Consider the following 22,098-nt stretch of genomic DNA (forward strand, 5'->3'; position numbering starts at 1 on the left):
ATCGATTAGGTTTTCAGAATTGTCGGCTTGAGCCTGTCATTGTATTTTCTGGATCATAGGCTAAGAGAGGAAGACTCACAGGCTGGGCCGGGCGCAACACGTGCTCGAGCGTCTGCCCCGGAGCCTTGTCCTTTCATTCTACAGGGAGCGAACATGACCGCCATTACCGACATCATCGGCCGCGAGATTCTCGACAGCCGCGGCAATCCGACTGTCGAAGTCGACGTCTATCTCGAAGACGGCAGCATGGGCCGTGCGGCTGTCCCGTCGGGCGCCTCCACCGGCGCCCACGAAGCCGTCGAGCTGCGTGATGGCGGCAAGCGTTACCTCGGCAAGGGCGTCGAGAAGGCTGTCGAAGCCGTCAACGGAGAAATCTACGACGCGATCGGCGGCCATGATGCCGAGAACCAGATCCAGATCGACAACCTGATGATCGAGCTCGACGGCACGGCCAACAAGTCGCGTCTCGGTGCCAACGCCATTCTCGGCGTTTCGCTGGCCGTCGCCAAGGCGGCAGCCCAGGCATCCGGCCTGCCGCTCTACCGCTACATCGGCGGCCCGAACGCCCATGTTCTCCCCGTTCCGATGATGAACATCATCAACGGCGGCGCTCATGCCGACAATCCGATCGACTTCCAGGAATTCATGATCGTGCCGGTCGGCGCTGAAACCATCCGCGACGCGGTTCGCATGGGTTCGGAAGTCTTCCACACGCTGAAGAAGCAGCTCGCAGCCGACGGTCACAACACCAATGTGGGCGATGAAGGCGGCTTTGCCCCGGGTCTCGCATCCGCGCCAGCCGCCCTCGACTTCATCATGAAGTCGATCGAAAAGGCCGGATACCGTCCGGGTGAAGACATGCATATCGCGCTCGACTGCGCCTCGACCGAATTCTTCAAGGACGGCAAATACGTTCTGGAAGGTGAAGGCCGCACGCTCGAGCCGGAAGCCATGGCCGACTACCTGGCCGAACTCGCTGGCAAATACCCGATCTTCTCGATCGAGGACGGCATGGCGGAAGACGACTGGGAAGGCTGGAAGTCCCTGACCGACAAGATCGGTGCCAAGGTCCAGCTCGTCGGCGACGATCTCTTCGTCACCAATTCCTCGCGCCTTCGCGACGGTATCAAGATGGGCGTTGCCAACTCCATCCTGGTTAAAGTCAACCAGATCGGCTCGCTGTCGGAAACGCTCGATGCGGTCTCGACCGCTAACCGCGCCGCCTACACCGCCGTCATGTCGCATCGCTCGGGTGAAACCGAAGACTCCACCATTGCCGATCTCGCGGTTGCCACCAACTGCGGCCAGATCAAGACCGGCTCGCTGGCCCGCTCGGATCGGACCGCAAAGTACAACCAGCTGATCCGCATCGAGGAAGCGCTCGGCCCGCAGGCTCGTTACGCAGGCACGTCGATCCTGCGCGGCTGATACGGTTTTCAACGCCTGTTACCAAACCTGCGCCACACCTGTGGCGCAGGTTTTTTGTTGGCCGCCAATCGCGGTCAATGATCGGTTAAGACATCAGCGCTAACTTGGCGAAAAGTTTTGCGTATCAGGGCGTTGTCGGCATGTGGACCAGGCATCATAAAAAGAAGAAATTCGGTCGTCTCATTCTCCCTGCCGTGACCATCGCATTCCTCTCCTACTTCGGTTATCATTCCCTTCATGGTGATTATGGTCTGCGCGCAGCGCAGGAGTTCGAGCGACAGCGCTTCGCGCGCAGTTCGGAGCTTGCTGTTCTTGTTGCCCAGCGTACGAGCCTTGAGAAGGAAGTCGGCTTGTTGAGCGACGGCTCGCTGGATGAAGACATCATCGACGAGAAGGCGCGCTATCAGCTGAATATGTCGCGACCGGACGAAATCGTCATCTTCAATACCTATTTCTAATTAACTGAAATCAAGTTAATTGAAAATTTGCAAGAAAATACAATAGCTTGTGTGGAATGCAAGCTATGCATTTCTAGCATTGCCGTCGCGCCTTTTCTTGCATATCCTGCCTCCAACGATAGAGCATGCATAACCCATGGGAGGGATGAATGGCGCCGCGAAAATCCGCGACTGCTTCTAGCCGGAAAACGACTGCAAAAGTTGCCGGCAAGGAATTCACCGGAAAAAATATGCCTGAATTTGGTGCGGACGAAGAGCTTCACGCGTATCGTGAAATGCTTCTGATCCGCCGCTTCGAAGAAAAGGCCGGCCAGCTTTACGGCATGGGCTTCATCGGCGGTTTCTGTCACCTCTACATCGGCCAGGAAGCCGTTGTGGTGGGCATGCAGATGGCGCAGAAGGAAGGTGATCAGGTCATCACCGCCTATCGCGACCATGGTCACATGCTGGCTGCAGGCCTGAGTGCCCGTGGCGTCATGGCCGAATTGACCGGTCGCCGTAGCGGTCTGTCGAAGGGCAAGGGCGGCTCCATGCACATGTTCTCGAAAGAGAAGCATTTTTATGGTGGCCACGGCATCGTCGGCGCCCAGGTTTCGCTCGGCACCGGTCTCGCCTTCGCCAACAAGTATCGCGGCAATGACAATGTGTCCGTTGCCTATTTCGGCGATGGCGCTGCCAACCAGGGCCAGGTCTACGAGAGCTTCAACATGGCGGCGCTCTGGAAGCTGCCGATCATCTACATCGTCGAGAACAACCGTTACGCCATGGGCACGTCGACCGCCCGTGCGACGGCGCAGTCGAACTACTCCCTGCGCGGTTCCGGTTTCGGCATTCCGGGCGTCCAGGTCGATGGCATGGATGTGCGCGCCGTCAAGGCGGCTGCCGACGAGGCGCTCGAGCATTGCCGTTCCGGCAAGGGCCCGATCATCCTCGAAATGCTGACCTATCGCTATCGTGGTCACTCGATGTCCGACCCGGCGAAGTATCGTTCGAAGGAAGAAGTGCAGAAGATGCGCTCGGAGCAGGATCCGATCGAGCAGGTGAAGGCTCGCCTTCTCGAAAAGGGCTGGGCCAATGAGGATCAGCTGAAGGCAATCGACAAGGACGTTCGCGACATCGTCGCCGACAGTGCCGATTTCGCCCAGGCCGATCCGGAGCCGGATGTTTCCGAGCTCTACACCGACATTCTTCTGTAATCGGGGAGGGAACCCATGCCGATCGAAATTTTGATGCCCGCCCTTTCTCCGACCATGGAAGAAGGCACGCTTTCCAAGTGGATCAAGCAGGAAGGCGACACCGTTAAGTCTGGCGATGTGATCGCCGAGATCGAGACCGACAAGGCGACCATGGAAGTGGAAGCCGTCGATGAAGGTATCCTCGGCAAGCTTCTGGTTGCCGCCGGCACCGAAGGCGTCAAGGTGAATACGCCGATCGCCGTCCTGCTGCAGGATGGTGAAAGCGCCGACACCGCTCCGGCTGCGAAGGCTGCTCCGCCGCAAGTAGCCCAGGAAGAAAAGCCGACCGAGACCGGCTCGGCTTCCGCACCTGTACCGGCTGCCCCGGTGGCGCCGACCGCCGCCGATCCGGATATTCCGGCTGGCACCGAAATGGTGACGATGACGGTGCGTGAAGCGCTGCGCGAAGCCATGGCGGAAGAAATGCGCGCCAACCCGGATGTCTTCATCATGGGTGAGGAAGTCGCCGAATATCAGGGCGCCTACAAGATCACGCAGGGCCTGCTCGCCGAGTTCGGCGCCAAGCGCGTCGTTGACACCCCGATCACCGAGCACGGCTTTGCCGGCGTCGGCGTCGGTGCGGCAATGACCGGTCTGCGTCCGATCGTCGAGTTCATGACATTCAACTTCGCCATGCAGGCGATCGACCAGATCATCAACTCGGCTGCCAAGACGCTCTATATGTCGGGTGGCCAGATGGGCGCGCCGATCGTCTTCCGTGGTCCCAATGGTGCGGCGGCCCGCGTCGGCGCCCAGCACAGCCAGGACTATGCGGCCTGGTACAGCCAGATCCCGGGCCTGAAAGTCATCATGCCGTATACGGCGGCTGACGCGAAGGGCCTGCTGAAGGCCGCCATCCGCGATCCGAACCCGATCATCTTCCTCGAGAACGAAATCCTCTATGGTCACTCGTTCGAAGTGCCGAAGATGGATGATTTCGTCCTGCCGATCGGCAAGGCACGCATCCACAAGACCGGCAAGGATGTGACCATCGTCTCCTTCGGTATCGGCATGACTTACGCCACCAAGGCGGTTGCCGAGCTGGAAAAGGAAGGCATCGATGTCGAACTGATCGACCTGCGCACCATCCGTCCGATGGATCTTCCGACCGTGATCGAATCGGTCAAGAAGACCGGCCGTCTGGTCACCGTCGAGGAAGGTTACCCGCAGGGTTCCGTCGGCACAGAAATTGCCACCCGCGTCATGCAGCAGGCCTTCGACTATCTCGATGCGCCGATCCTGACGATCGCCGGCAAGGACGTACCGATGCCTTACGCGGCCAATCTCGAAAAGCTCGCTCTGCCGAATGTCGGCGAAGTGGTTCAGGCCGTCAAAACCGTCTGCTACAAGTAAGGGGAGGCTAGGGTCATGCCGATCAATATCACCATGCCGGCGCTCTCTCCGACGATGGAAGAGGGCAATCTGGCCAAGTGGCTGGTCAAGGAAGGCGACACCGTCAAGTCCGGCGATGTCATCGCCGAGATCGAGACAGACAAGGCGACCATGGAAGTGGAAGCCGTCGATGAAGGCGTCGTTGCCAAGCTGGTCATTCCTGCCGGCACCGAAGCCGTCAAGGTCAATGCCGTGATCGCCATCCTCGCCGTCGATGGCGAGGATGTTGCGGCTGCAGCTGCCGGCGGCGGTTCTGCCGCGCCGGCCAAGGCTGAAGTACCGGCTGCCGCCCCGGCACCCGCTGCATCACCGGCTCCGGCTTCAGCGGCTCCGGTTGCTGTGGCCCCCGTTGCTGCAGCTCCGGCTGTTGCCCAGTCCGGCGACCGCGTTTTTGCCTCGCCGCTGGCCCGTCGCCTGGCCAAGGAAGCCGGTCTCGATCTGTCGGCTGTTGCCGGTTCCGGTCCGAAGGGTCGCGTCGTCAAGAGCGATGTCGAAAAGGCCGTGACCACCGGCGGCACCAAGGCGGCACCTGCTGCTGCCGCACCGTCGGCTGCTCCCGCTCCAGTCTTGGCAAAGGGCGCTTCCGACGAAGCGGTTCTCAAGAACTTCGCCGAAGGCTCCTACGAGCTCGTGCCACATGACGGCATGCGCAAGACGATCGCCAAGCGCCTGGTCGAATCCAAGCAGACGATCCCGCATTTCTACGTCTCAGTCGATTGCGAACTGGACACGCTGCTGGCGCTGCGCGCCCAGTTGAACGATGCGGCACCCCGCAAGGACAGTGCGCCGGCCTACAAGCTCTCGGTCAACGACATGGTCATCAAGGCCCTGGCGCTTGCCCTGCGCGATGTTCCGGATGCCAACGTTTCCTGGACCGAAAGCGCCATGGTCAAGCACAAGCACGCCGATGTCGGCGTTGCCGTGTCGATCCCGGGCGGCCTGATCACCCCGATCATCCGCAGCGCTGAGTTGAAGACACTGTCGGCGATCTCGACAGAAATGAAGGATCTCGGCAAGCGGGCCAAGGATCGCAAGCTGAAGCCCGAGGAATACCAGGGCGGCACGACTGCCGTGTCCAACATGGGCATGATGGGCGTGAAAAGCTTCTCCGCCGTCGTCAACCCGCCGCATGCCACCATCCTGGCGGTCGGCGCGGGCGAAGAGCGGGTCGTGGTCAAGAATGGCGAAATGAAGATCGCCAATGTCATGACCGTGACGCTGTCGACCGACCATCGCTGCGTCGATGGCGCGCTCGGTGCCGAACTGCTCGGCGCCTTCAAGCGCTACATCGAAAATCCGATGGGCATGCTGGTCTGACGAGGGAGCGGGTGCATGAAAACCGTTCTCTGCTACGGCGATAGCCTGACCTGGGGATACGATCCGGTTAATCCGGGTCGTCATGCCTATGAGGACCGCTGGACGAGCGTCTTGCAAAAGGCGCTCGGGCACGGTGTCAGGGTGATCGCCGAAGGGTTGAACGGCCGCACCACCGCCTATGACGATCATCTCGCTGATTGCGAGCGCAATGGCGTCAAGCTGCTGCCGACTGTGTTGGAAACCCACAAGCCGCTGGACCTGGTCATCCTGCTGCTCGGCACCAACGACATGAAGCGCGGCATTGGCGGGTCGGCGATTGCCGCAACCAAGGGCGTTGATCGGCTGATCAAGCAGATCCGGCATCATGACTGGGGCTTCGGCTATGAAGGTCCCGACATTCTGCTCGTTTCGCCACCAGTGATTTGCCATACGGCCAATGTGCATTTCGCCGCCATGTTCAGGGGTGGGCTGGAGGAATCGCAGATGCTCGCGAGCCTCTACCGCGATCTCGCGGATGAGGCGGGCTGCGGCTTCTTCGATGCGGGTTCGGTGGCGAAGACCTCGCCGCTGGATGGTATCCATCTTGACGCCGAAAATACCCGTGCGATCGGCCGTGGACTGGAGCCGATCGCACGCATGATGCTCGGGATATAGACTGGCTTATTCCAATGGAGGTCGGGGCGACAAAGGCCGGCACCATTGATCAAAATCAAGGAGTGAATGTGCCCTGTGCTTAGGGTGTTGCCGTGGACCTTCAAAGAGGAGACGGGAACATGTCGAACACACCGCACGAACTGGCCGCTGAATTTCCGGAACACGTCGCGCTGATACGCCATCTGAAGGAAACGGATGGACATTTTGCCAGACTGTTCGAGACCTATCACGAGGTCAACGGGACGATCCATCGCGCCGAAACCGATATCGAGCCTGCAGACGACTTCCGCATTGTCGAACTACGCAAGAAGCGGATGCAGCTCAAGGACGAAATCTACGGGATGCTGGTTCGTCATGAACCGGAAGCCGAAACGCCCGCCGCTTGAGGCGGGTTGTGCTTCCAGTCCCGTTTGAACCTCCGGCGCCAGGCGATCGGAGGCTCTGATAACCGAGGAGTGGAAGCACCCATGTCGAATGCCTATGACGTCATCATTATCGGTTCCGGCCCTGGTGGCTACATTGCTGCGATCCGTGCCGCCCAGCTCGGCATGAAGGTCGCCGTGGTCGAGCGCGAGCATCTGGCCGGCATCTGCTCCAACTGGGGCTGCATCCCGACCAAGGCTTTGCTGCGTTCGGCTGACGTCCTGCATGCCGCCCAGCATGCCAAGAGCTTCGGCCTGACCCTGGAAGGCTCAATCAATCCGGACCTGAAGGCAATCGTCGCCCGGTCGCGCGGCATTGCCGAGCGCATGAATGCCGGCGTCGGCTTCCTGTTCAAGAAGAACAAGGTCGATATCATCTGGGGCGAGGCGAAGCTGAGCAAGCCGGGCGAGGTTGTCGTATCCAAGACCGCAAAGCCGATCGTCCAGCCGCAGGCGCCGCTTCCGAAGAACACGCTGGGCGAAGGCACCTATACCGCCAAGCACATCATCATTGCCACCGGTGCGCGTCCGCGCGCGCTGCCCGGCATCGAGCCGGACGGCAAGCTGATCTGGACCTATTTCGACGCGATGAAGCCGGAAGCCATGCCGAAGTCGCTGCTGGTGATGGGCTCAGGCGCGATCGGCATCGAATTCGCGTCCTTCTACCGCACCATGGGTGTCGACGTGACGGTCGTCGAATTGATGAGCCAGGTCATGCCGGTGGAAGACATCGAGATCTCGAACTTCGCCAAGAAGCAGTTCGACAAGCAGGGCATGAAGATCATTCTCGACGCCAAGGTGTCCAAGGTCGAGAAGAGCGCCGACGGCATCACCGCGCATGTCGAGAAGAAGGACGGCTCGGTTGAGAAGATCACCGCTGACCGGATGATCTCGGCCGTCGGCGTTCAGGGCAATATCGAAAATCTCGGTCTTGAAACGCTGGGCATCAAGACCGATCGCGGCTGCATCGTCATCGACGGTTATGGCAAGACCAATGTGCCGGGCGTCTATGCCATCGGTGACGTTGCCGGCCCGCCGATGCTCGCCCACAAGGCCGAGCATGAAGCCGTGATCTGCATCGAGAAGATCGCCGGCCTGCCGAACGTGCATCCGATGGACAAGCTGAAAATCCCCGGCTGCACCTATTGCAACCCGCAGGTCGCCTCTGTCGGTTTGACCGAAGCGAAAGCCAAGGCCGAGGGCCGCGACATCCGCGTCGGTCGCTTCCCCTTTGCCGGCAACGGCAAGGCGATCGCGCTCGGCGAGGACCAGGGCCTGGTCAAGACCATCTTCGACAAGAAGACCGGCGAATTGATCGGCGCGCACATGGTCGGCGCCGAAGTGACCGAACTGATCCAGGGTTTCGTGGTGGCAATGAACCTCGAAACCACCGAGGAAGAGCTGATGCACACCATCTTCCCGCATCCGACCATTTCGGAGACGATGAAGGAAAGCGTGCTCGACGCCTATGGCAAGGTCTTGAACGCCTGAGCCGGTTGTGACCACAAATCCTGACGCCTATATAGGCGTCAGGTTTCAACAGAATATTCGAAAAGGATTACGCCGTGGCAGGCTTTGAAGTCGGTATTCTCGCGACGATCTTTTTTGGCGGTCTCGCCGGATGGCTCGCGGGCAAGCTCATGGATATGCGCTTCGGCGTCTTCATGAACATCGTCATCGGTATCGTCGGTGCGGCGATCGCAGCCGCCATTTTCCGCCGGCTGGGCATTTTTGTCGAAGGCGATTGGCTCGGCTATCTGATCACCAGCTTTGTCGGCGCGAGCATTCTTCTCTTCATCGCCAGGCTTGTCCGGCGGTAAACAAAAAGGCCGCAGACGCGGCACAGGGACTTCATCATGGTCACCATTCTCGACAGGATCAATCTCGCGCCCGCAACGGCGGACGAAAAGCGCGTGCGTCATCCGGAAAAGGCCCACAAGCCGGACACGGAAGTGTTGCGCAAGCCGGAATGGATCCGCGTCAAGGCCCCGACATCCAAGGGCTATCACGAGACGCGTGAGCTAGTGCGCAGCCACAAGCTGGTGACTGTCTGCGAGGAGGCTGGCTGCCCGAATATCGGCGAGTGCTGGGAAAAGAAGCACGCGACCTTCATGATCATGGGCGAGATCTGTACGCGCGCCTGTGCCTTTTGCAACGTCGCGACCGGCAAGCCGAATGCGCTCGATTTGGCCGAGCCTGAAAACGTGGCAAAAGCCGTCAAGCAAATGGGTCTGTCCCATGTTGTCATCACCTCGGTGGACCGTGACGACCTGGAGGATGGTGGCGCCGAACATTTCGAGAAGGTGATCTGGGCGATCCGCGCCGCTTCGCCGGAAACGACGATCGAGATCCTGACCCCGGACTTCCTGAAGAAGCCTGGCGCGCTCGAGCGCGTCGTTGCCGCCAAGCCGGACGTCTTCAACCACAACATGGAAACCGTTCCGGGCAACTATCTGACCGTTCGTCCCGGCGCCCGTTATTTCCACTCGGTGCGTCTGCTGCAGCGGGTCAAGGAACTCGACCCGACGATGTTCACCAAGTCGGGCATCATGGTCGGCCTTGGCGAAGAGCGCAACGAAGTGCTGCAACTGATGGACGACCTGCGCACTGCCGATGTCGATTTCCTCACCATCGGCCAGTACCTGCAGCCGACCCGCAAGCACCACGCGGTGATGAGTTTCGTCACGCCGGACGAATTCAAGTCCTATGAGACGGTGGCCTATGCCAAGGGCTTCCTGATGGTCTCGTCGAGCCCACTGACCCGCTCGTCGCATCATGCCGGCGACGACTTCGCACGGCTCAAGGCCAATCGCGAAAAGGCGCAGGCGGCGCGGGGCTGATCAATCCCGTCTTGCCTGCCAATCTTCGTGGCCATGGCATATGCGGATCACGAGAATGTCTTGATCCGCCAAGTCATGATAGATGACCAAGTGTGCCCAAAAGGATGAACCCGCACTGGCGGCATGATTTCCAACCGTTGCCTGGCGAGTTTTGGGTTGCTTGCCAGCAGCTCCAGTGTCCGTTCCAGATTGATATGGTAGGCTTCGGCATGTCGTTGTCCGAAACGCGTTTCACCCGACCGATAGATCCGCCGGATATCCTCGGCCGCTTTGCGGGTGAGGCGATAGCTCAAGCGCTGCGGAGCCTTTCGTTCTTTAGCGACGAAAGGATGTCGGACATGCTCTCGTCAGTGATGCCGCTCGCCAATCCGTCATCGACAAGGCTTTGAAACTCCAAATCCGCGGCGGCTCGCTTCTGATCCTTGCGGATCAGGTCGCGAACGTAATCCTCCGCGTCCGTGTAGAGCCCGTTTGCGGCCTGAGCCTCCACCCAGTCATTTAATGCAGCGGGCAGTGCGATTGTGAGTTTCGCCATGTTCAGTCTCCTTGCATCAAGTATGGCACCAAGGGTCCAGCTGTGTCAAAAAAGCTCGCATGAGATTGACGTGCGGGGATTTTTTAATGCCACACTACATCCCCGCTGATACAGCCGCCGCGGACCTCCTGAAAGTTGCGGACCGGATCATGGTCATCGGCTGCTCGGGCGGCGGCAAGAGCTCCTTGTCGCAAAAGCTCTGCGCCTATCTAGATTTGCCTTATATCTCCATGGATCGCGACTTTTTCTGGCTGCCCGGTTGGATCAAACGCGCCAAGCCCGAAGAGCGTAGGCTGATTTCCGATGCTGTCGCTCTTGATCGTTGGCTGATGGATGGTTCCGGTCCGTCCACATTCGATCTGCGGGTGCCGCGCACCCATCTCGTCCTTTGGGTCAAACGGTCGCGTTGGGCATGCCTGTGGGGTGTCGCAAAGCGCGGGATCCGCTATATCGGCCGCACCCGCCCCGACATGGCGCCGGGATGCGTCGAGCGCTTTCCCGATATCGAGTTCCTGCGCTATATCTGGACCTTCGACAGGACTTTCGCCCCGCGCATCGCTGGCGAACTGGAGCTGCACGGGCCGGACATCCCGGTTCTTGTGCTGAAATCCCGCAAAGACATGCAGCGCCTGCTTGATCTTGTCGGCGTGCCTGCTTAAGTCGGCGCTATGCCACAGTTTGAAACCCGCCGCCTTGTCACGCATTCTCCCGATCGGATGTACGATCTCGTCGCCGATGTGGAGCGCTATCCGGACTTTCTGCCGCTCTGCGAAGCGCTTGTCATTCGTTCACGCCGCGAGCGCGACGGCAAGGAACTGCTGGTCGCCGACATGACGATTGGCTACAAGGCGATCCGCGAAACGTTTACGACGCAGGTCTTGCTCAATCCGGCCGAGCATATAATCGATGTCAAATACATCGAGGGGCCGTTCAAGTATCTCGACAATCGCTGGCGCTTCGAAAACGCGGGCGAGGGCGGCTGTGCGGTCAATTTCTTCATCGATTACGAGTTCAAGAACCGCATCCTCGGCGCCCTGATGGGATCGATGTTCGATCGCGCCTTCCGCATGTTCGCCGAAGCCTTCGAGGCGCGTGCCGACAAGATCTACGCGGCCGTCTGAACGGCTTTCATCAACAGTTCCAGCGCTGTCTGCACAGTCGCCAGTCGCACGTCGTCACGGCTGATCTCGCCATAGTACATTTCCCGATGCAGCACGAGACCCGACCGGCTCTTTAGTGCCAGATGAACCAGGCCAACCGGCTTGTCCGCCGTTCCGCCACCAGGGCCGGCGATGCCGGTCACGGCGACGGCGACATCGGCCTTCGACCGGTAAAGCGCGCCGTGGGCCATCTGCAGGGCGGTTTCGCGCGACACCGCGCCAAAGCTCGCAAGTGTGGCCGGCGCAACGCCGATCAGATCCGTCTTCGCCCCGTTCGTATAGGTGACAAAGCCACGGTCGACGACTGCGGAGGAACCGGACACATCGGTCAGTGCGCCGGCAATCAGCCCACCGGTACAGGATTCGGCCGTCGCCACCATCCAGCCGCGCGTTCGGTAGAGCGCAATGATCTGCTCGGCAAGTCTGGCGGTTTCGGCAGGAAACAGGCTCATGCCGACCTGCCTTGAAACACCACGGTCGCCGTTGCAATGGCGGCGATGCCTTCGCGCCGCCCGACAAAGCCGATCGTCTCGTTGGTCGTTGCCTTGACCGAGCAGCGATCGAGCGAGATCCCCAGCATGTCCGACAGGTTTTCGCGCATTTCCTGCCGGCGCGGTCCGATCTTAGGCGCTTCGGCAATTAGCGAAATATCCGCATTCATGATCGTGCCGCCCGCATCGCGGACGATCCTGACGGCGTGTTCGACGAATATGCGCGAGGCGGCACCCCGCCATTGCGGATCAGATGGCGGAAAATGGTCGCCGATATCGCCCGCACCGCATGTCGCGAGCAAGGCGTCCGTCAAGGCGTGTAGCGCGACATCGGCGTCGGAATGCCCCTTCAGGCGTTGATCATGCGGCAGGAAGATGCCGCACAAGGTCACGCCATCGCCGGGTTCCAGCTGGTGCACATCGTAGCCATTGCCAGTGCGCACGTCGGGAAGGGGGGCTGCCGTCAGTTTCTGGTCGGCCATGGCGATGTCCTTTTGCACGGTGAGTTTGACATTGTCGGCGGAGCCTTCGACCAACGTCACCTTAAGGCCGGCCCATTCGGCAATCGAGGCATCGTCGGTAAAATCAACATGATCCGCTTCTGCTGCGCGGTTGTGCGCGTCCAGAATGTCGGAAAACTGGAATGCCTGCGGAGTCTGGGCCGCATAGAGGCCAGTGCGCGAAATGGTATCCGTCACCAGGCCGTCCACGCCCCGCTTCACGGTGTCGGAAATCGGCAGCGCCGGCAGCAGTGCCGGGGAGCCATGGCTCAGACCGGCGTCGATTCGATCGAGCAGCATTCGATCGAGAAAGGGGCGCACGCCGTCATGGATGAGCACATGGCTGATGCCGTGCGGCTCCAGCGCCTTCAAGCCCTTCCGCACCGAGATCTGCCGTGTGGCGCCGCCCGATACGCAGAACACCGGAGCGTCGGCTGGAAGCTGTGCGCGCACAGCGTCAAACAGGGATTGATCATCGGGATGGATGACCACGACGATCGGGCCAGTTCTCGGCCAATCCAACAGGTGGCGAAGGGTGTGCCACAGCACCGGCCGGCCGCCAATCCTGCGGTATTGCTTGGGCCCTTCGACCGAAGCGCCGGCGCGTTCGCCTCTGCCGGCAGCCACCACGACGATACCGATTGTGCGCGTCAACTCTTGCTCCATCGCCTCGCCTGGTCCATGACACATTTTCTTCGCACCCGTGCTCTATCGGCTCGTTATCGTCTTTTCCAGCATTTGCCCGAAATTTTGTCGATGAGTCCGCAATGCCTCTTGGCAAGCGACGGAACACTGGCTAAAAATAGTGCAAAATTCATGGATGCCCGAAAGATAATCAGTTGATTTCAGTTGCGTTAGATACGCCTTTCAGCATCGGCCCGGTGTCCATACGCAATCGTGTGGCGCTCGCGCCCATGTCTGGCGTTACCGATCTTCCGTTCCGCCAACTCGCCTTCGGTTTCGGCGCAGGCCTTGTGGTGACAGAGATGGTCGCGAGCCGCGAGTTGGTTTTCAATGCCGCAGAAAGCTGGAGCCGGTTGAAGGGCGCAGGCCTGACGCCGCACATGGTGCAGCTGGCCGGACGCGAGGCGTATTGGCTGGCCGAAGCGGCGAAGATTGCCGAGGCCAATGGTGCGGATATCGTCGACATCAACATGGGTTGCCCGGCGAAAAAGGTCATTGGTGGTTATGCCGGCTCGGCCCTGATGCGCGAGCCGGATCACGCCCTGTCGCTGATCGAGGCGACGGTGAAGGCCGTAAAGATTCCCGTGACGGTCAAGATGCGCCTCGGTTGGGATGAAAATTCGATCAACGCGCCGCAGATCGCAGCGAGGGCGGAAGCGGCGGGGGTGCAGCTCATCACCATTCATGGCCGCACGCGCATGCAGTTCTACGAAGGGCGCGCGGACTGGGACGCAATTGCCGCCGTTGGCGATGCGATCAAGGTGCCGTTGATTGCCAATGGCGATGTGGAAAGCCGCGAGGATGCGGCCGAGATCCTGCGCCGGTCCGGTGCGGATGCCGTGATGGTTGGACGTGCCTGCCAAGGGCGGCCCTGGCATGCCGGCTGGCTTGCCGGAGCGGCCGCGCCCACAGTCTCGGAAATCCCGGCACTTGCTGTCGAACATTACCGCATGATGCTGGCCCACTACGGTGCCGAGGTCGGCATTCGCCATGCGCGCAAGCACCTCGGGTGGTATCTCGGCCATCACGCACCGGCGCTTCCTGCGGAGGCCAAGGTCGCGATCATGACCTCGAAAGATCCGGATTTCGTCATGAACGCCATGTCGGCCGCACTTTCTGCCGGGCTTGACCCGCAATCAAGACAGGAGGCCGCATGACGGCGAACACAACAGGCAACGGCTTGGCAATGGCGGTCTTGAACGCCATCCAGAATCCCGTGGTCATGGTCGATGCCAATGGCCATATCGCCTTTGCCAACTGGGAGGCCGAGGCGTTTTTCGGCGCGAGCGCGAGCCATCTGGCGCGCTACCGCCTCTCGACCTTCATTCCGTTCGGAAGCCCGCTCCTGTCGCTGATCGAACAGGTGCGCGAGCGCCTGGCGCCGGTCAACGAGTACCGCGTCGACCTCAGTTCACCGCGCCTTGGTCAGGAGAAGCTTGTCGACATCTATGTCGCGCCGGTCGTCAGCCAGCCGGGCAATGTCGTCATCGTCTTCCAGGAACGCTCGATGGCCGACAAGATCGACCGTCAGCTCACCCATCGCGCCGCAGCTCGCTCGGTGACCGGCCTAGCCTCGATGCTGGCGCATGAGATCAAGAACCCGCTCTCTGGAATCCGCGGCGCCGCACAGCTCCTCGAAACCGCCGTCACCGATGAAGACCGTGCGTTGACCCGGCTGATCTGCGATGAAACCGATCGTATCGTCTCGCTTGTCGACCGCATGGAAGTGTTTTCCGACGAACGTCCTGTCGATCGCCAGTCGATCAATATTCACTCCGTTCTTGATCAGGTGAAGGCTGTCGCCAAGGCAGGCTTTGCCCGCAACATCCGCATCACCGAGAGTTATGACCCGTCATTGCCATCGGTTTTCGCCAACCGCGATCAACTGGTGCAAGTGTTTCTCAATCTGGTGAAGAACGCGTCCGAGGCGATCGGCGATCGCTCCGACGGCGAGATCCAGTTGACCACGGCCTATCGTCCTGGAATTCGGTTGTCGGTCGCCGGTTCGCGGGAAAAGATCTCGCTGCCGCTTGAATTCTGCGTGCATGACAACGGACCGGGTGTGCCTTCCGATCTGCTGCCACATCTCTTCGACCCTTTCATCACCACCAAGACCAACGGTTCGGGCCTCGGTCTCGCTTTGGTTGCCAAGATCATCGGTGCCCATGGCGGGATTGTCGAATGCGACAGTCAGGCCAACCGAACGACATTCCGGGTGCTCATGCCGATGTCCAAAGAGATCGCGCTTGATGATGCGCCTCTCGCGAAATCCACAGGAACAAATTGATGACAGCCACGATCCTTGTTGCTGACGACGATGCAGCGATCCGCACAGTCTTGAACCAGGCCCTGACGCGGGCCGGTTACGATGTGCGTATCACCTCCAACGCCGCCACGCTTTGGCGCTGGATTTCCGCCGGTGAGGGTGATCTGGTCGTGACCGACGTCATCATGCCGGACGAAAATGCCTTCGACCTTCTGCCCCGCATCAAGAAGGCGCGGCCGGATCTGCCGGTTCTCGTCATGAGCGCGCAAAACACCTTCATGACCGCCATCAAGGCATCCGAAAAGGGCGCCTATGATTACCTGCCAAAGCCTTTCGACCTGACGGAGTTGATCGCCATCATCGGCCGTGCTCTCGCCGAGCCGAAGAAGAAGCCGGCGCGTCTCGACGACGATATGCAGGACGGCATGCCGCTGGTCGGTCGCTCGGCCGCGATGCAAGAAATTTACCGCGTGCTTGCCCGCCTGATGCAGACAGACCTGACGCTGATGATCACAGGTGAGTCGGGCACCGGCAAGGAACTGGTCGCCAAGGCGCTGCACGACTATGGCAAGCGCCGCAACGGTCCTTTCGTCGCCATCAACATGGCCGCAATTCCGCGCGATCTGATTGAATCGGAACTGTTCGGTCACGAGAAGGGCGCCTTTACCGGCGCGCAGAACCGCTCGACCGGCCGTTTTGAACAGGCAGAAGGCGGAACACTGTTCCTCGACGAAATCGGCGACATGCCGATGGATGCGCAGACCCGGCTGCTCCGCGTCCTGCAGCAAGGCGAATACACGACGGTTGGTGGCCGGACTCCAATTCGCACCGATGTCCGTATCGTCGCTGCCACCAACAAGGACCTGAAACACTCGATCAACCAGGGCCTTTTCCGCGAAGACCTCTATTACCGCCTGAACGTGGTGCCGCTGCGCCTGCCGCCGCTGCGCGACCGTGCCGAGGATATTCCCGATCTGGTCCGCCACTTCATCCAGCAGGGCGAAAAGGAAGGCCTCGATTCCAAGCGTTTCGAACATGAAGCGCTGGAAGTGATGAAGGCCTATGCCTGGCCGGGCAACGTGCGCGAACTCGAGAATGTCGTGCGCCGCCTGATGGCACTTTACCCACAGGACGTCATCGCGCGCGAAGTTGTGGAACAGGAACTGCGGGCCGATATTGCAGACAGTCCGATCACCAAGGCCGGCATGCCGACCGGTTCGATGACCATTTCCCAGGCCGTCGAAGAGAACATGCGCACGTATTTTGCCGGCTTCGGCGATGCGCTCCCACCGTCCGGTCTTTACGATCGCGTTCTGACGGAAATGGAGTATCCGCTGATCCTTGCCGCCCTGACCGCCACCCGTGGCAATCAGATCAAGGCGGCTGATCTTCTCGGCTTGAACCGCAATACGCTGCGTAAAAAGATCCGTGAACTGGGTGTCTCGGTGTACAGAAGCTCGCGTTCGGCTTGACAAGCCGAAAGCCCCCGTTGCAATTTCGCCACATTGCGTTGCTCAAAAGCCACGTTGCCGTTGCTCCTTGCAATCCGATCCGGATTCCTGGCCCGGCACCACGCCTTTGCAAATGACAATTCAGCGATCTGGAGCTTTGCCCGGGTCGTCGCGAGAACGGCCCTGAACGGGCCTGGGGGAAACAGATGGTGAGCTTGAGAAGAGCGTCGGTTGCGGACGCCGACGCTGCGTTGGCTCAGGATCGGCGTGCCTCGTTTGCTCTCCCGGGCCTTTTGGTGGCAAGCGGCGCTCTGATCTGTGCCATCTTTACATTGCCTATTCTCCTCGGCCTGACGCCGATCGAACCGACATCGCAGGTGCTGGTCGCATCGGCTGCGGTCAACTCGCTTTTCATCGTCGGTCTGATGTTCCTGATCGGCCGGGAGGTCACGCGCCTGTTCCGCGCCCGCAGCCGTGGTCGCGCCGCCGCGCGTTTGCATGTCCGCATCGTTGCGCTGTTTTCGATCATTGCGATTACACCGGCGATCCTGGTGGCAATCTTTGCCTCGATCACCCTGAATGTCGGTTTGGATCGCTGGTTCTCGCTGCGCACGCAATCGATCGTCTCGTCGTCGATGAACGTGGCGCAGGCCTATATGATGGAGAATGCCAGCTATCTTCAGGGCCAGACCATCTCCATGGCCAATGACCTGGAGCGCAACCGGTCGCTGTTTTATCTGGACCGCACCGGCTTCGTCGAACTCCTGACCCGCCAGGCACGCGGCCGCGGCATGCTCGGCGCCTTTCTGGTCCGTGAAGACGGATCGGCAATCACACAGGCCGATATCCAGACGGAAAAGCCGCTGCCAGCCATTCCGCGCGATGCCCTGCAAAGCGCCTCCGCCGGCCAGCCGACGCTGATCCCGCCCGGCGTGACGAACCTTGTCGGCGCCATCATCCAGCTCGATTCGATCTCCGGAACCTTCCTCTACACGATCAGGGCAGTGGACCCGAAGGTCATGGCCGCCATGCGGCTGATGGAAGAGAACACGGCCGAATACAAGGCGATGGAAGATGGTCGCACCACCCTGCAGATCGCCTTTGCCATTCTCTATCTCGGCTTTGCCCTGATCGTGCTGCTCGCCGCCATCTGGACCGCGATCGCCGTCGCAGACCGTATCGTGCGGCCGATTCGGTTGTTGATTGGCGCCGCCGACAGCATTGCCTCCGGCAACCTCAATGTGATCGTTCCAGTACGCGCCGCCGACGGCGATGTCGGCAGCCTTTCGCGAACCTTCAACAAGATGATCACCCAGATCCGCACCCAGCGCGACGAGATCCTGGAGGCCAAGGACGAGGTCGATGACCGACGCCGGTTCATCGAGGCGGTTCTCTCGGGGGTTACGGCGGCCGTTATCGGCGTCGAGGACGACGGCGTCATAACGATCGTCAATCCGTCGGCCGAATTCTTCCTTGGCCTGTCTGCCGACCAACTGATAGGCCAGAAAATAGCCCTGGTCGCCCCGGAGGTGGACCGCGTGCTCGCCGAAGCGGCGGTTCGCCATCGCGGCGAATATCGCGAGCAGATCAACCTGATCCGCGGCGGCAAGGAGCGGACGCTGAACGTGCAGGTGACGCGCGAGGAAACGCGGGGCTCCGCCGACAGCTACGTGATCACGCTCGACGATTTCACTGATCTGGTCATCGCCCAGCGCTCGTCGGCCTGGGCCGACGTTGCCCGGCGCATTGCCCATGAGATCAAGAATCCCCTGACCCCGATCCAGCTGTCGGCCGAGCGCCTGAAGCGACGCTACGGCAAGCAGATCGCCGAGGACGACAAGGCGGTGTTCAACCAGTGCACCGACACCATCGTCCGTCAGGTCGAGGATATCGGCCGCATGGTTGACGAATTCTCCGCATTCGCTCGCATGCCCAAACCGACAAAGCAGCGGGCTGATCTGCGTGAAATCCTCAAAGATGCCGTCTTCCTGCGCGAGATGGGCAGCACCGAGATCGAGTTTCAGCGCGACTTCGGCGACGAGGCGCTCGAAGGCAGTTTCGACGCACGCATGCTGTCGCAGGCTGTCGGTAACATCGTCAAGAATGCCGTCGAAGCGATTGAGGCGGTGCCGGCCGAGGATCTCGGTAGTGGTGGCAAGATCCTGGTGCGCTCGTATTTTGATCGCGATCTTGATCGTTTTGCCGTCGATGTGATCGACAACGGTCGCGGCCTGCCGGTGGAAAATCGGCACCGTATTCTCGAACCCTATATGACGATGCGCGATAAAGGCACCGGCCTCGGTCTCGCGATCGTCAAAAAGATCATTGAAGAGCATGGCGGGCAGCTCGAGCTGCATGACGCACCGGCCGATTTTGACCGGGGCAGGGGCGCGATGATCCGCATCATCCTGCCGCGCATCGACGCTGCCGCCATGGAAAGCGATAACGACAAGGAAAAGGTCTATGGCCTCTGATATTCTGGTAGTCGATGACGAAGAAGACATTCGCGAGATTGTCTCCGGCATCCTCAGTGACGAAGGTCACGAGACGCGCACCGCCCACGATGCCGACAGTGCACTTGCGGCCATTTCGGACCGTGCTCCGCGCCTGATTTTCCTTGATATCTGGATGCAGGGCAGCCGCCTCGACGGCCTGGCATTACTTGACGAGATCAAGGTGCGTCATCCTGACCTGCCGGTGGTGATGATCTCCGGTCACGGCAATATCGAGACGGCTGTTTCAGCGATCAAGCGCGGGGCGTTCGATTTTATCGAAAAGCCGTTCAAGGCCGACCGGTTGATTCTGATCGCAGAGCGGGCGCTGGAAAATTCCAAGCTCAAGCGCGAAGTCTCCGATCTCAAGCGCCGCACCGGTGATGCCGTCGAACTGATCGGCACATCGGTTGCCGTCTCGCAACTGCGCCAGACGATCGAGAAGGTCGCGCCGACCAACAGCCGCATCATGATTTTCGGCCCCTCCGGCTGCGGCAAGGAACTTGTCGCCCGGATGATCCACAAGCGCTCGACGCGCAACGGCGGCCCTTTCGTGTCGCTGAATGCTGCCGCCATCACGCCGGATCGTATGGAAATGGCATTGTTCGGGACCGAGGGAACGCCTGGACAACCCCGCCGGATTGGCGCATTGGAAGAAGCCCATCGCGGCATTCTCTACCTGGACGAAATCGGTGAAATGCCGCGCGAAACGCAGAACAAGATCTTGCGCGTGCTGGTCGACCAGCAGTTCGAACGCGTTGGCGGTTCCAAACGCGTCAAGGTCGACGTGCGGATCATTTCGTCAAGCGCATACAATCTTGAAAGCATGATCGCCGAGGGACGGTTCCGCGAGGATCTGTTCCACCGACTTGCTGTGGTTCCGATCAAGGTTCCGGCGCTCGCCGAGCGGCGAGAGGACATCCCGTTCCTCGTCGACATGTTCATGCGCCAGATCTCCGAGCAGGCGGGTATTCGCCAACGCAAGATTGGCGAAGATGCCATGGCCGTGCTGCAGGCGAACGATTGGCCGGGCAATATCCGCCAGCTGCGCAACAATATCGAGCGCTTGATGATCCTCGCCCGCGGCGACGCACCGGAGACCGCGATCTCGGCAGAGATGTTGCCGCAGGACCTATCCGACATGCTGCCGAAAGTCTCGGCCAGTAACGACACCCACATCATGACCCTGCCTTTACGCGAGGCGCGTGAAATGTTCGAACGCGACTATCTGATAGCCCAGATCAATCGTTTTGGCGGCAACATCTCGCGCACCGCGGAATTCGTCGGCATGGAGCGCTCGGCACTCCATCGCAAACTGAAATCCCTTGGCGTATAACTGAGTCTGCAGTGCCGGACGATTTAGTCGGCCGGCCGGGAAAGGCATTCATGAAGGTCATCATTTGTGGCGCGGGGCAGGTGGGCTACGGCATCGCCGAGCGCCTGTCCCAGGAAGACAATGATGTGTCGGTCATCGATACGTCGGCATCACTTGTCAGCCACATTACCGAGACGCTGGACGTGCGCGGCTATGTCGGGCACGGCGCGCATCCCGATGTCCTGGCCAAGGCGGGCGCCGATCAGGCGGATATGCTGATTGCAGTGACGCTTTACGATGAAATCAACATGACCGCCTGCCAGGTGGCGCATTCCCTGTTCAATGTGCCGACCAAGATTGCCCGTATTCGGTCGCAGAATTACCTGCGTCCGGAATATTCAGATCTCTTCAGTCGCGACAATCTGCCGATCGATGTGACCATTTCGCCCGAGATCGAAGTCGGCAAGATGGTGCTTCGTCGTATTTCCTTCCCCGGGGCGACAGATGTCGTGCGTTTTGCCGACGACAACATCGCCATGCTTGCGATTGAATGCATGGAAGACTGCCCGGTCGTCGATACGCCCTTGCAGCAGCTTAGCGAACTGTTTCCCGACCTGATGGCGACCGTCGCGGCCATTTATCGCAATGGCAAATTGATGATCGCCCGTTCGGAGGATCACCTGCTTGTCGGCGACCTGGCCTATGTCATCTGCCAGCGCGAACATGTCCGACGCACGCTCGGCCTGTTCGGCCATGAAGAGCAGGAAGCTGCGCGCATCGTGATCGCCGGAGGCGGCAATATCGGCTACTACGTTGCCAGAACGATCGAAGAGATGCAGCCAAAGACCCGGCTCAAGATCATCGAGAATGATCGTGATCGCGCCGTCTATGTCTCCGATCAGCTGCGCGAAGGCATCGTTCTGCATGGTTCGGCGCTTGACCAGCACATCCTGCAGCAGGCGGACATTCAGGACGCCGACCTTATGATCACGCTGACCAACAATGACCAGACCAATATCCTCAGTGCGGCTATGGCCAAGCGCCTCGGCTGCAAATCGGGCATGGCGCTGATCAACAGCCCGTCCTTCCACGACCTGGCTGCATCGATCGGCATCGACGCCTATATCAATCCACGCGCAGTGACGATTTCCCGTGTTCTGCAACATGTGCGCAAGGGCCGTATTCTCGCGGTTTATGCGGTTCAAAAGGGCATGGCGGAAGTGATCGAGGCGGAAGCGCTGGAGACCTCGCCTTTGGTCGGACGTCCTTTCCGCGATCTCGAGCTTCCCGCTGGTCTGCGCATCGGTGCGATCTACCGCGACAAGACCGTGATCCGTCCGAATGGCGACACCAAGATCAAAGCGAAGGACCGCGTCGTAATTTTCGCGTCGGCAGCGGCCGTGCGCCATGTCGAGCAGATGTTCCGCGTTTCGATCCAGTATTTCTAACCGACAGGCC

Annotated in this window: 22 protein-coding genes; 18 read left to right on the forward strand and 4 right to left on the reverse strand. The window is 60.2% G+C overall.

The window, feature by feature from the left end; translation table 11 throughout:
* The first annotated feature begins 153 nt into the window (after window positions 1-153).
* The 10 genes from eno to lipA all read left to right on the forward strand — a co-directional run bounded on the left by eno (window position 154) and on the right by lipA (window position 9,746).
* A complete protein-coding gene (gene eno / locus LQ231_RS11680; RefSeq protein WP_007603994.1) occupies window positions 154-1,428 on the forward strand; it encodes a phosphopyruvate hydratase in 1,275 nt (424 codons plus the stop codon).
* Window positions 1,429-1,568: 140 nt separating this feature from the next.
* Window positions 1,569-1,886 (forward strand): septum formation initiator family protein, encoded by a 318-nt coding sequence (locus tag LQ231_RS11685; protein ID WP_230171435.1) that lies wholly within the window; start codon window positions 1,569-1,571, stop codon window positions 1,884-1,886.
* Window positions 1,887-2,035: 149 nt separating this feature from the next.
* Window positions 2,036-3,082, forward strand: coding sequence for a pyruvate dehydrogenase (acetyl-transferring) E1 component subunit alpha (pdhA, locus tag LQ231_RS11690; RefSeq protein ID WP_230171436.1), 1,047 nt, complete (start codon window positions 2,036-2,038; stop codon window positions 3,080-3,082).
* Between the two features lie 15 nt (window positions 3,083-3,097).
* A complete protein-coding gene (locus LQ231_RS11695) occupies window positions 3,098-4,474 on the forward strand; it encodes a pyruvate dehydrogenase complex E1 component subunit beta (RefSeq protein ID WP_230171437.1) in 1,377 nt (458 codons plus the stop codon).
* Window positions 4,475-4,489: 15 nt separating this feature from the next.
* Entirely contained in the window at window positions 4,490-5,830 is a 1,341-nt protein-coding gene (locus LQ231_RS11700) for a pyruvate dehydrogenase complex dihydrolipoamide acetyltransferase (RefSeq protein WP_230171438.1), read from the forward strand.
* Window positions 5,831-5,845: 15 nt separating this feature from the next.
* Window positions 5,846-6,484: an SGNH/GDSL hydrolase family protein gene (locus LQ231_RS11705; RefSeq protein WP_113141322.1), complete on the forward strand. Its 639-nt coding sequence runs from the start codon at window positions 5,846-5,848 to the stop codon at window positions 6,482-6,484.
* Window positions 6,485-6,603: 119 nt separating this feature from the next.
* Window positions 6,604-6,870 carry a YdcH family protein gene (locus LQ231_RS11710; RefSeq protein WP_113141323.1) on the forward strand — a complete coding sequence of 89 codons (267 nt, stop codon included), beginning with the start codon at window positions 6,604-6,606 and terminating at the stop codon, window positions 6,868-6,870.
* An 81-nt stretch (window positions 6,871-6,951) separates the two neighbouring features.
* A complete protein-coding gene (gene lpdA, locus LQ231_RS11715; RefSeq protein WP_230171439.1) occupies window positions 6,952-8,397 on the forward strand; it encodes a dihydrolipoyl dehydrogenase in 1,446 nt (481 codons plus the stop codon).
* A 74-nt stretch (window positions 8,398-8,471) separates the two neighbouring features.
* Complete coding sequence (locus LQ231_RS11720) at window positions 8,472-8,726, forward strand: GlsB/YeaQ/YmgE family stress response membrane protein (protein WP_230171440.1); 255 nt, start codon at window positions 8,472-8,474, stop codon at window positions 8,724-8,726.
* A 36-nt stretch (window positions 8,727-8,762) separates the two neighbouring features.
* The gene (gene lipA / locus LQ231_RS11725) at window positions 8,763-9,746 is read left to right on the forward strand and encodes a lipoyl synthase (RefSeq protein WP_113141326.1); all 984 of its coding nucleotides are present in this window, start codon (window positions 8,763-8,765) and stop codon (window positions 9,744-9,746) included.
* 47 nt (window positions 9,747-9,793) lie between these two features.
* Here the strand turns inward: lipA and LQ231_RS11730 are convergent, their stop codons facing one another.
* Complete coding sequence (locus LQ231_RS11730; RefSeq protein ID WP_230171441.1) at window positions 9,794-10,039, reverse strand: type II toxin-antitoxin system RelE/ParE family toxin; 246 nt, start codon at window positions 10,037-10,039, stop codon at window positions 9,794-9,796.
* Complete coding sequence (locus tag LQ231_RS11735; RefSeq protein WP_113141327.1) at window positions 10,036-10,281, reverse strand: type II toxin-antitoxin system ParD family antitoxin; 246 nt, start codon at window positions 10,279-10,281, stop codon at window positions 10,036-10,038. Before LQ231_RS11735 ends, LQ231_RS11730 begins: the two co-directional genes overlap by 4 nt.
* 86 nt (window positions 10,282-10,367) lie before the next feature.
* Between LQ231_RS11735 and LQ231_RS11740 the strand changes: the two genes are divergently transcribed.
* Window positions 10,368-10,940, forward strand: coding sequence for an AAA family ATPase (locus tag LQ231_RS11740; protein WP_230171443.1), 573 nt, complete (start codon window positions 10,368-10,370; stop codon window positions 10,938-10,940).
* A 9-nt stretch (window positions 10,941-10,949) separates the two neighbouring features.
* Window positions 10,950-11,402 (forward strand): type II toxin-antitoxin system RatA family toxin, encoded by a 453-nt coding sequence (locus tag LQ231_RS11745; protein WP_113141329.1) that lies wholly within the window; start codon window positions 10,950-10,952, stop codon window positions 11,400-11,402.
* Here the strand turns inward: LQ231_RS11745 and LQ231_RS11750 are convergent.
* Both LQ231_RS11750 and LQ231_RS11755 read right to left on the reverse strand, forming a co-directional pair.
* On the reverse strand, window positions 11,387-11,893 hold the full coding sequence (locus LQ231_RS11750) for a CinA family protein (RefSeq protein ID WP_230171445.1): 507 nt from the start codon (window positions 11,891-11,893) through the stop codon (window positions 11,387-11,389). The genes LQ231_RS11745 and LQ231_RS11750 overlap by 16 nt on opposite strands.
* On the reverse strand, window positions 11,890-13,098 hold the full coding sequence (locus LQ231_RS11755; RefSeq protein WP_230171446.1) for a bifunctional 2-C-methyl-D-erythritol 4-phosphate cytidylyltransferase/2-C-methyl-D-erythritol 2,4-cyclodiphosphate synthase: 1,209 nt from the start codon (window positions 13,096-13,098) through the stop codon (window positions 11,890-11,892). The genes LQ231_RS11750 and LQ231_RS11755 overlap by 4 nt, the downstream gene beginning before the upstream one ends.
* 173 nt (window positions 13,099-13,271) lie before the next feature.
* Between LQ231_RS11755 and dusB the strand changes: the two genes are divergently transcribed.
* The 6 genes from dusB to trkA all read left to right on the forward strand — a co-directional run bounded on the left by dusB (window position 13,272) and on the right by trkA (window position 22,088).
* On the forward strand, window positions 13,272-14,273 hold the full coding sequence (gene dusB / locus LQ231_RS11760; RefSeq protein WP_113141332.1) for a tRNA dihydrouridine synthase DusB: 1,002 nt from the start codon (window positions 13,272-13,274) through the stop codon (window positions 14,271-14,273).
* A complete protein-coding gene (locus LQ231_RS11765) occupies window positions 14,270-15,403 on the forward strand; it encodes a nitrogen regulation protein NR(II) (RefSeq protein ID WP_230171448.1) in 1,134 nt (377 codons plus the stop codon). The genes dusB and LQ231_RS11765 overlap by 4 nt, the downstream gene beginning before the upstream one ends.
* On the forward strand, window positions 15,403-16,854 hold the full coding sequence (gene ntrC, locus LQ231_RS11770; RefSeq protein ID WP_113141333.1) for a nitrogen regulation protein NR(I): 1,452 nt from the start codon (window positions 15,403-15,405) through the stop codon (window positions 16,852-16,854). The genes LQ231_RS11765 and ntrC overlap by 1 nt, the downstream gene beginning before the upstream one ends.
* A 185-nt stretch (window positions 16,855-17,039) precedes the next feature.
* A complete protein-coding gene (locus tag LQ231_RS11775) occupies window positions 17,040-19,307 on the forward strand; it encodes a PAS domain-containing sensor histidine kinase (RefSeq protein ID WP_113141334.1) in 2,268 nt (755 codons plus the stop codon).
* On the forward strand, window positions 19,297-20,661 hold the full coding sequence (locus tag LQ231_RS11780) for a sigma-54 dependent transcriptional regulator (RefSeq protein ID WP_113141335.1): 1,365 nt from the start codon (window positions 19,297-19,299) through the stop codon (window positions 20,659-20,661). The genes LQ231_RS11775 and LQ231_RS11780 overlap by 11 nt, the downstream gene beginning before the upstream one ends.
* Window positions 20,662-20,711: 50 nt before the next feature.
* A complete protein-coding gene (trkA, locus tag LQ231_RS11785) occupies window positions 20,712-22,088 on the forward strand; it encodes a Trk system potassium transporter TrkA (protein WP_230171449.1) in 1,377 nt (458 codons plus the stop codon).
* Window positions 22,089-22,098: the final 10 nt, after the last annotated feature.

It is taken from the genome of Rhizobium sp. CECT 9324, from assembly GCF_918741265.1.
GTDB lineage: Bacteria > Pseudomonadota > Alphaproteobacteria > Rhizobiales > Rhizobiaceae > Allorhizobium.

What these genes read in the sequence shown, in the direction of transcription:
- eno (WP_007603994.1), top strand. Translation starts at nt 154, where the DNA reads ATGACCGCCATTACCGACATCATCGGCCGCGAGATTCTCGACAGCCGC.
- LQ231_RS11685 (WP_230171435.1), top strand. Translation starts at nt 1,569, where the DNA reads ATGTGGACCAGGCATCATAAAAAGAAGAAATTCGGTCGTCTCATTCTC.
- pdhA (WP_230171436.1), top strand. Translation starts at nt 2,036, where the DNA reads ATGGCGCCGCGAAAATCCGCGACTGCTTCTAGCCGGAAAACGACTGCA.
- LQ231_RS11695 (WP_230171437.1), top strand. Translation starts at nt 3,098, where the DNA reads ATGCCGATCGAAATTTTGATGCCCGCCCTTTCTCCGACCATGGAAGAA.
- LQ231_RS11700 (WP_230171438.1), top strand. Translation starts at nt 4,490, where the DNA reads ATGCCGATCAATATCACCATGCCGGCGCTCTCTCCGACGATGGAAGAG.
- LQ231_RS11705 (WP_113141322.1), top strand. Translation starts at nt 5,846, where the DNA reads ATGAAAACCGTTCTCTGCTACGGCGATAGCCTGACCTGGGGATACGAT.
- LQ231_RS11710 (WP_113141323.1), top strand. Translation starts at nt 6,604, where the DNA reads ATGTCGAACACACCGCACGAACTGGCCGCTGAATTTCCGGAACACGTC.
- lpdA (WP_230171439.1), top strand. Translation starts at nt 6,952, where the DNA reads ATGTCGAATGCCTATGACGTCATCATTATCGGTTCCGGCCCTGGTGGC.
- lipA (WP_113141326.1), top strand. Translation starts at nt 8,763, where the DNA reads ATGGTCACCATTCTCGACAGGATCAATCTCGCGCCCGCAACGGCGGAC.
- LQ231_RS11735 (WP_113141327.1), bottom strand. Translation starts at nt 10,281, where the DNA reads ATGGCGAAACTCACAATCGCACTGCCCGCTGCATTAAATGACTGGGTG.
- LQ231_RS11740 (WP_230171443.1), top strand. Translation starts at nt 10,368, where the DNA reads ATGCCACACTACATCCCCGCTGATACAGCCGCCGCGGACCTCCTGAAA.
- LQ231_RS11745 (WP_113141329.1), top strand. Translation starts at nt 10,950, where the DNA reads ATGCCACAGTTTGAAACCCGCCGCCTTGTCACGCATTCTCCCGATCGG.
- LQ231_RS11750 (WP_230171445.1), bottom strand. Translation starts at nt 11,893, where the DNA reads ATGAGCCTGTTTCCTGCCGAAACCGCCAGACTTGCCGAGCAGATCATT.
- LQ231_RS11755 (WP_230171446.1), bottom strand. Translation starts at nt 13,098, where the DNA reads ATGGAGCAAGAGTTGACGCGCACAATCGGTATCGTCGTGGTGGCTGCC.
- LQ231_RS11765 (WP_230171448.1), top strand. Translation starts at nt 14,270, where the DNA reads ATGACGGCGAACACAACAGGCAACGGCTTGGCAATGGCGGTCTTGAAC.
- ntrC (WP_113141333.1), top strand. Translation starts at nt 15,403, where the DNA reads ATGACAGCCACGATCCTTGTTGCTGACGACGATGCAGCGATCCGCACA.
- LQ231_RS11775 (WP_113141334.1), top strand. Translation starts at nt 17,040, where the DNA reads ATGGTGAGCTTGAGAAGAGCGTCGGTTGCGGACGCCGACGCTGCGTTG.
- LQ231_RS11780 (WP_113141335.1), top strand. Translation starts at nt 19,297, where the DNA reads ATGGCCTCTGATATTCTGGTAGTCGATGACGAAGAAGACATTCGCGAG.
- trkA (WP_230171449.1), top strand. Translation starts at nt 20,712, where the DNA reads ATGAAGGTCATCATTTGTGGCGCGGGGCAGGTGGGCTACGGCATCGCC.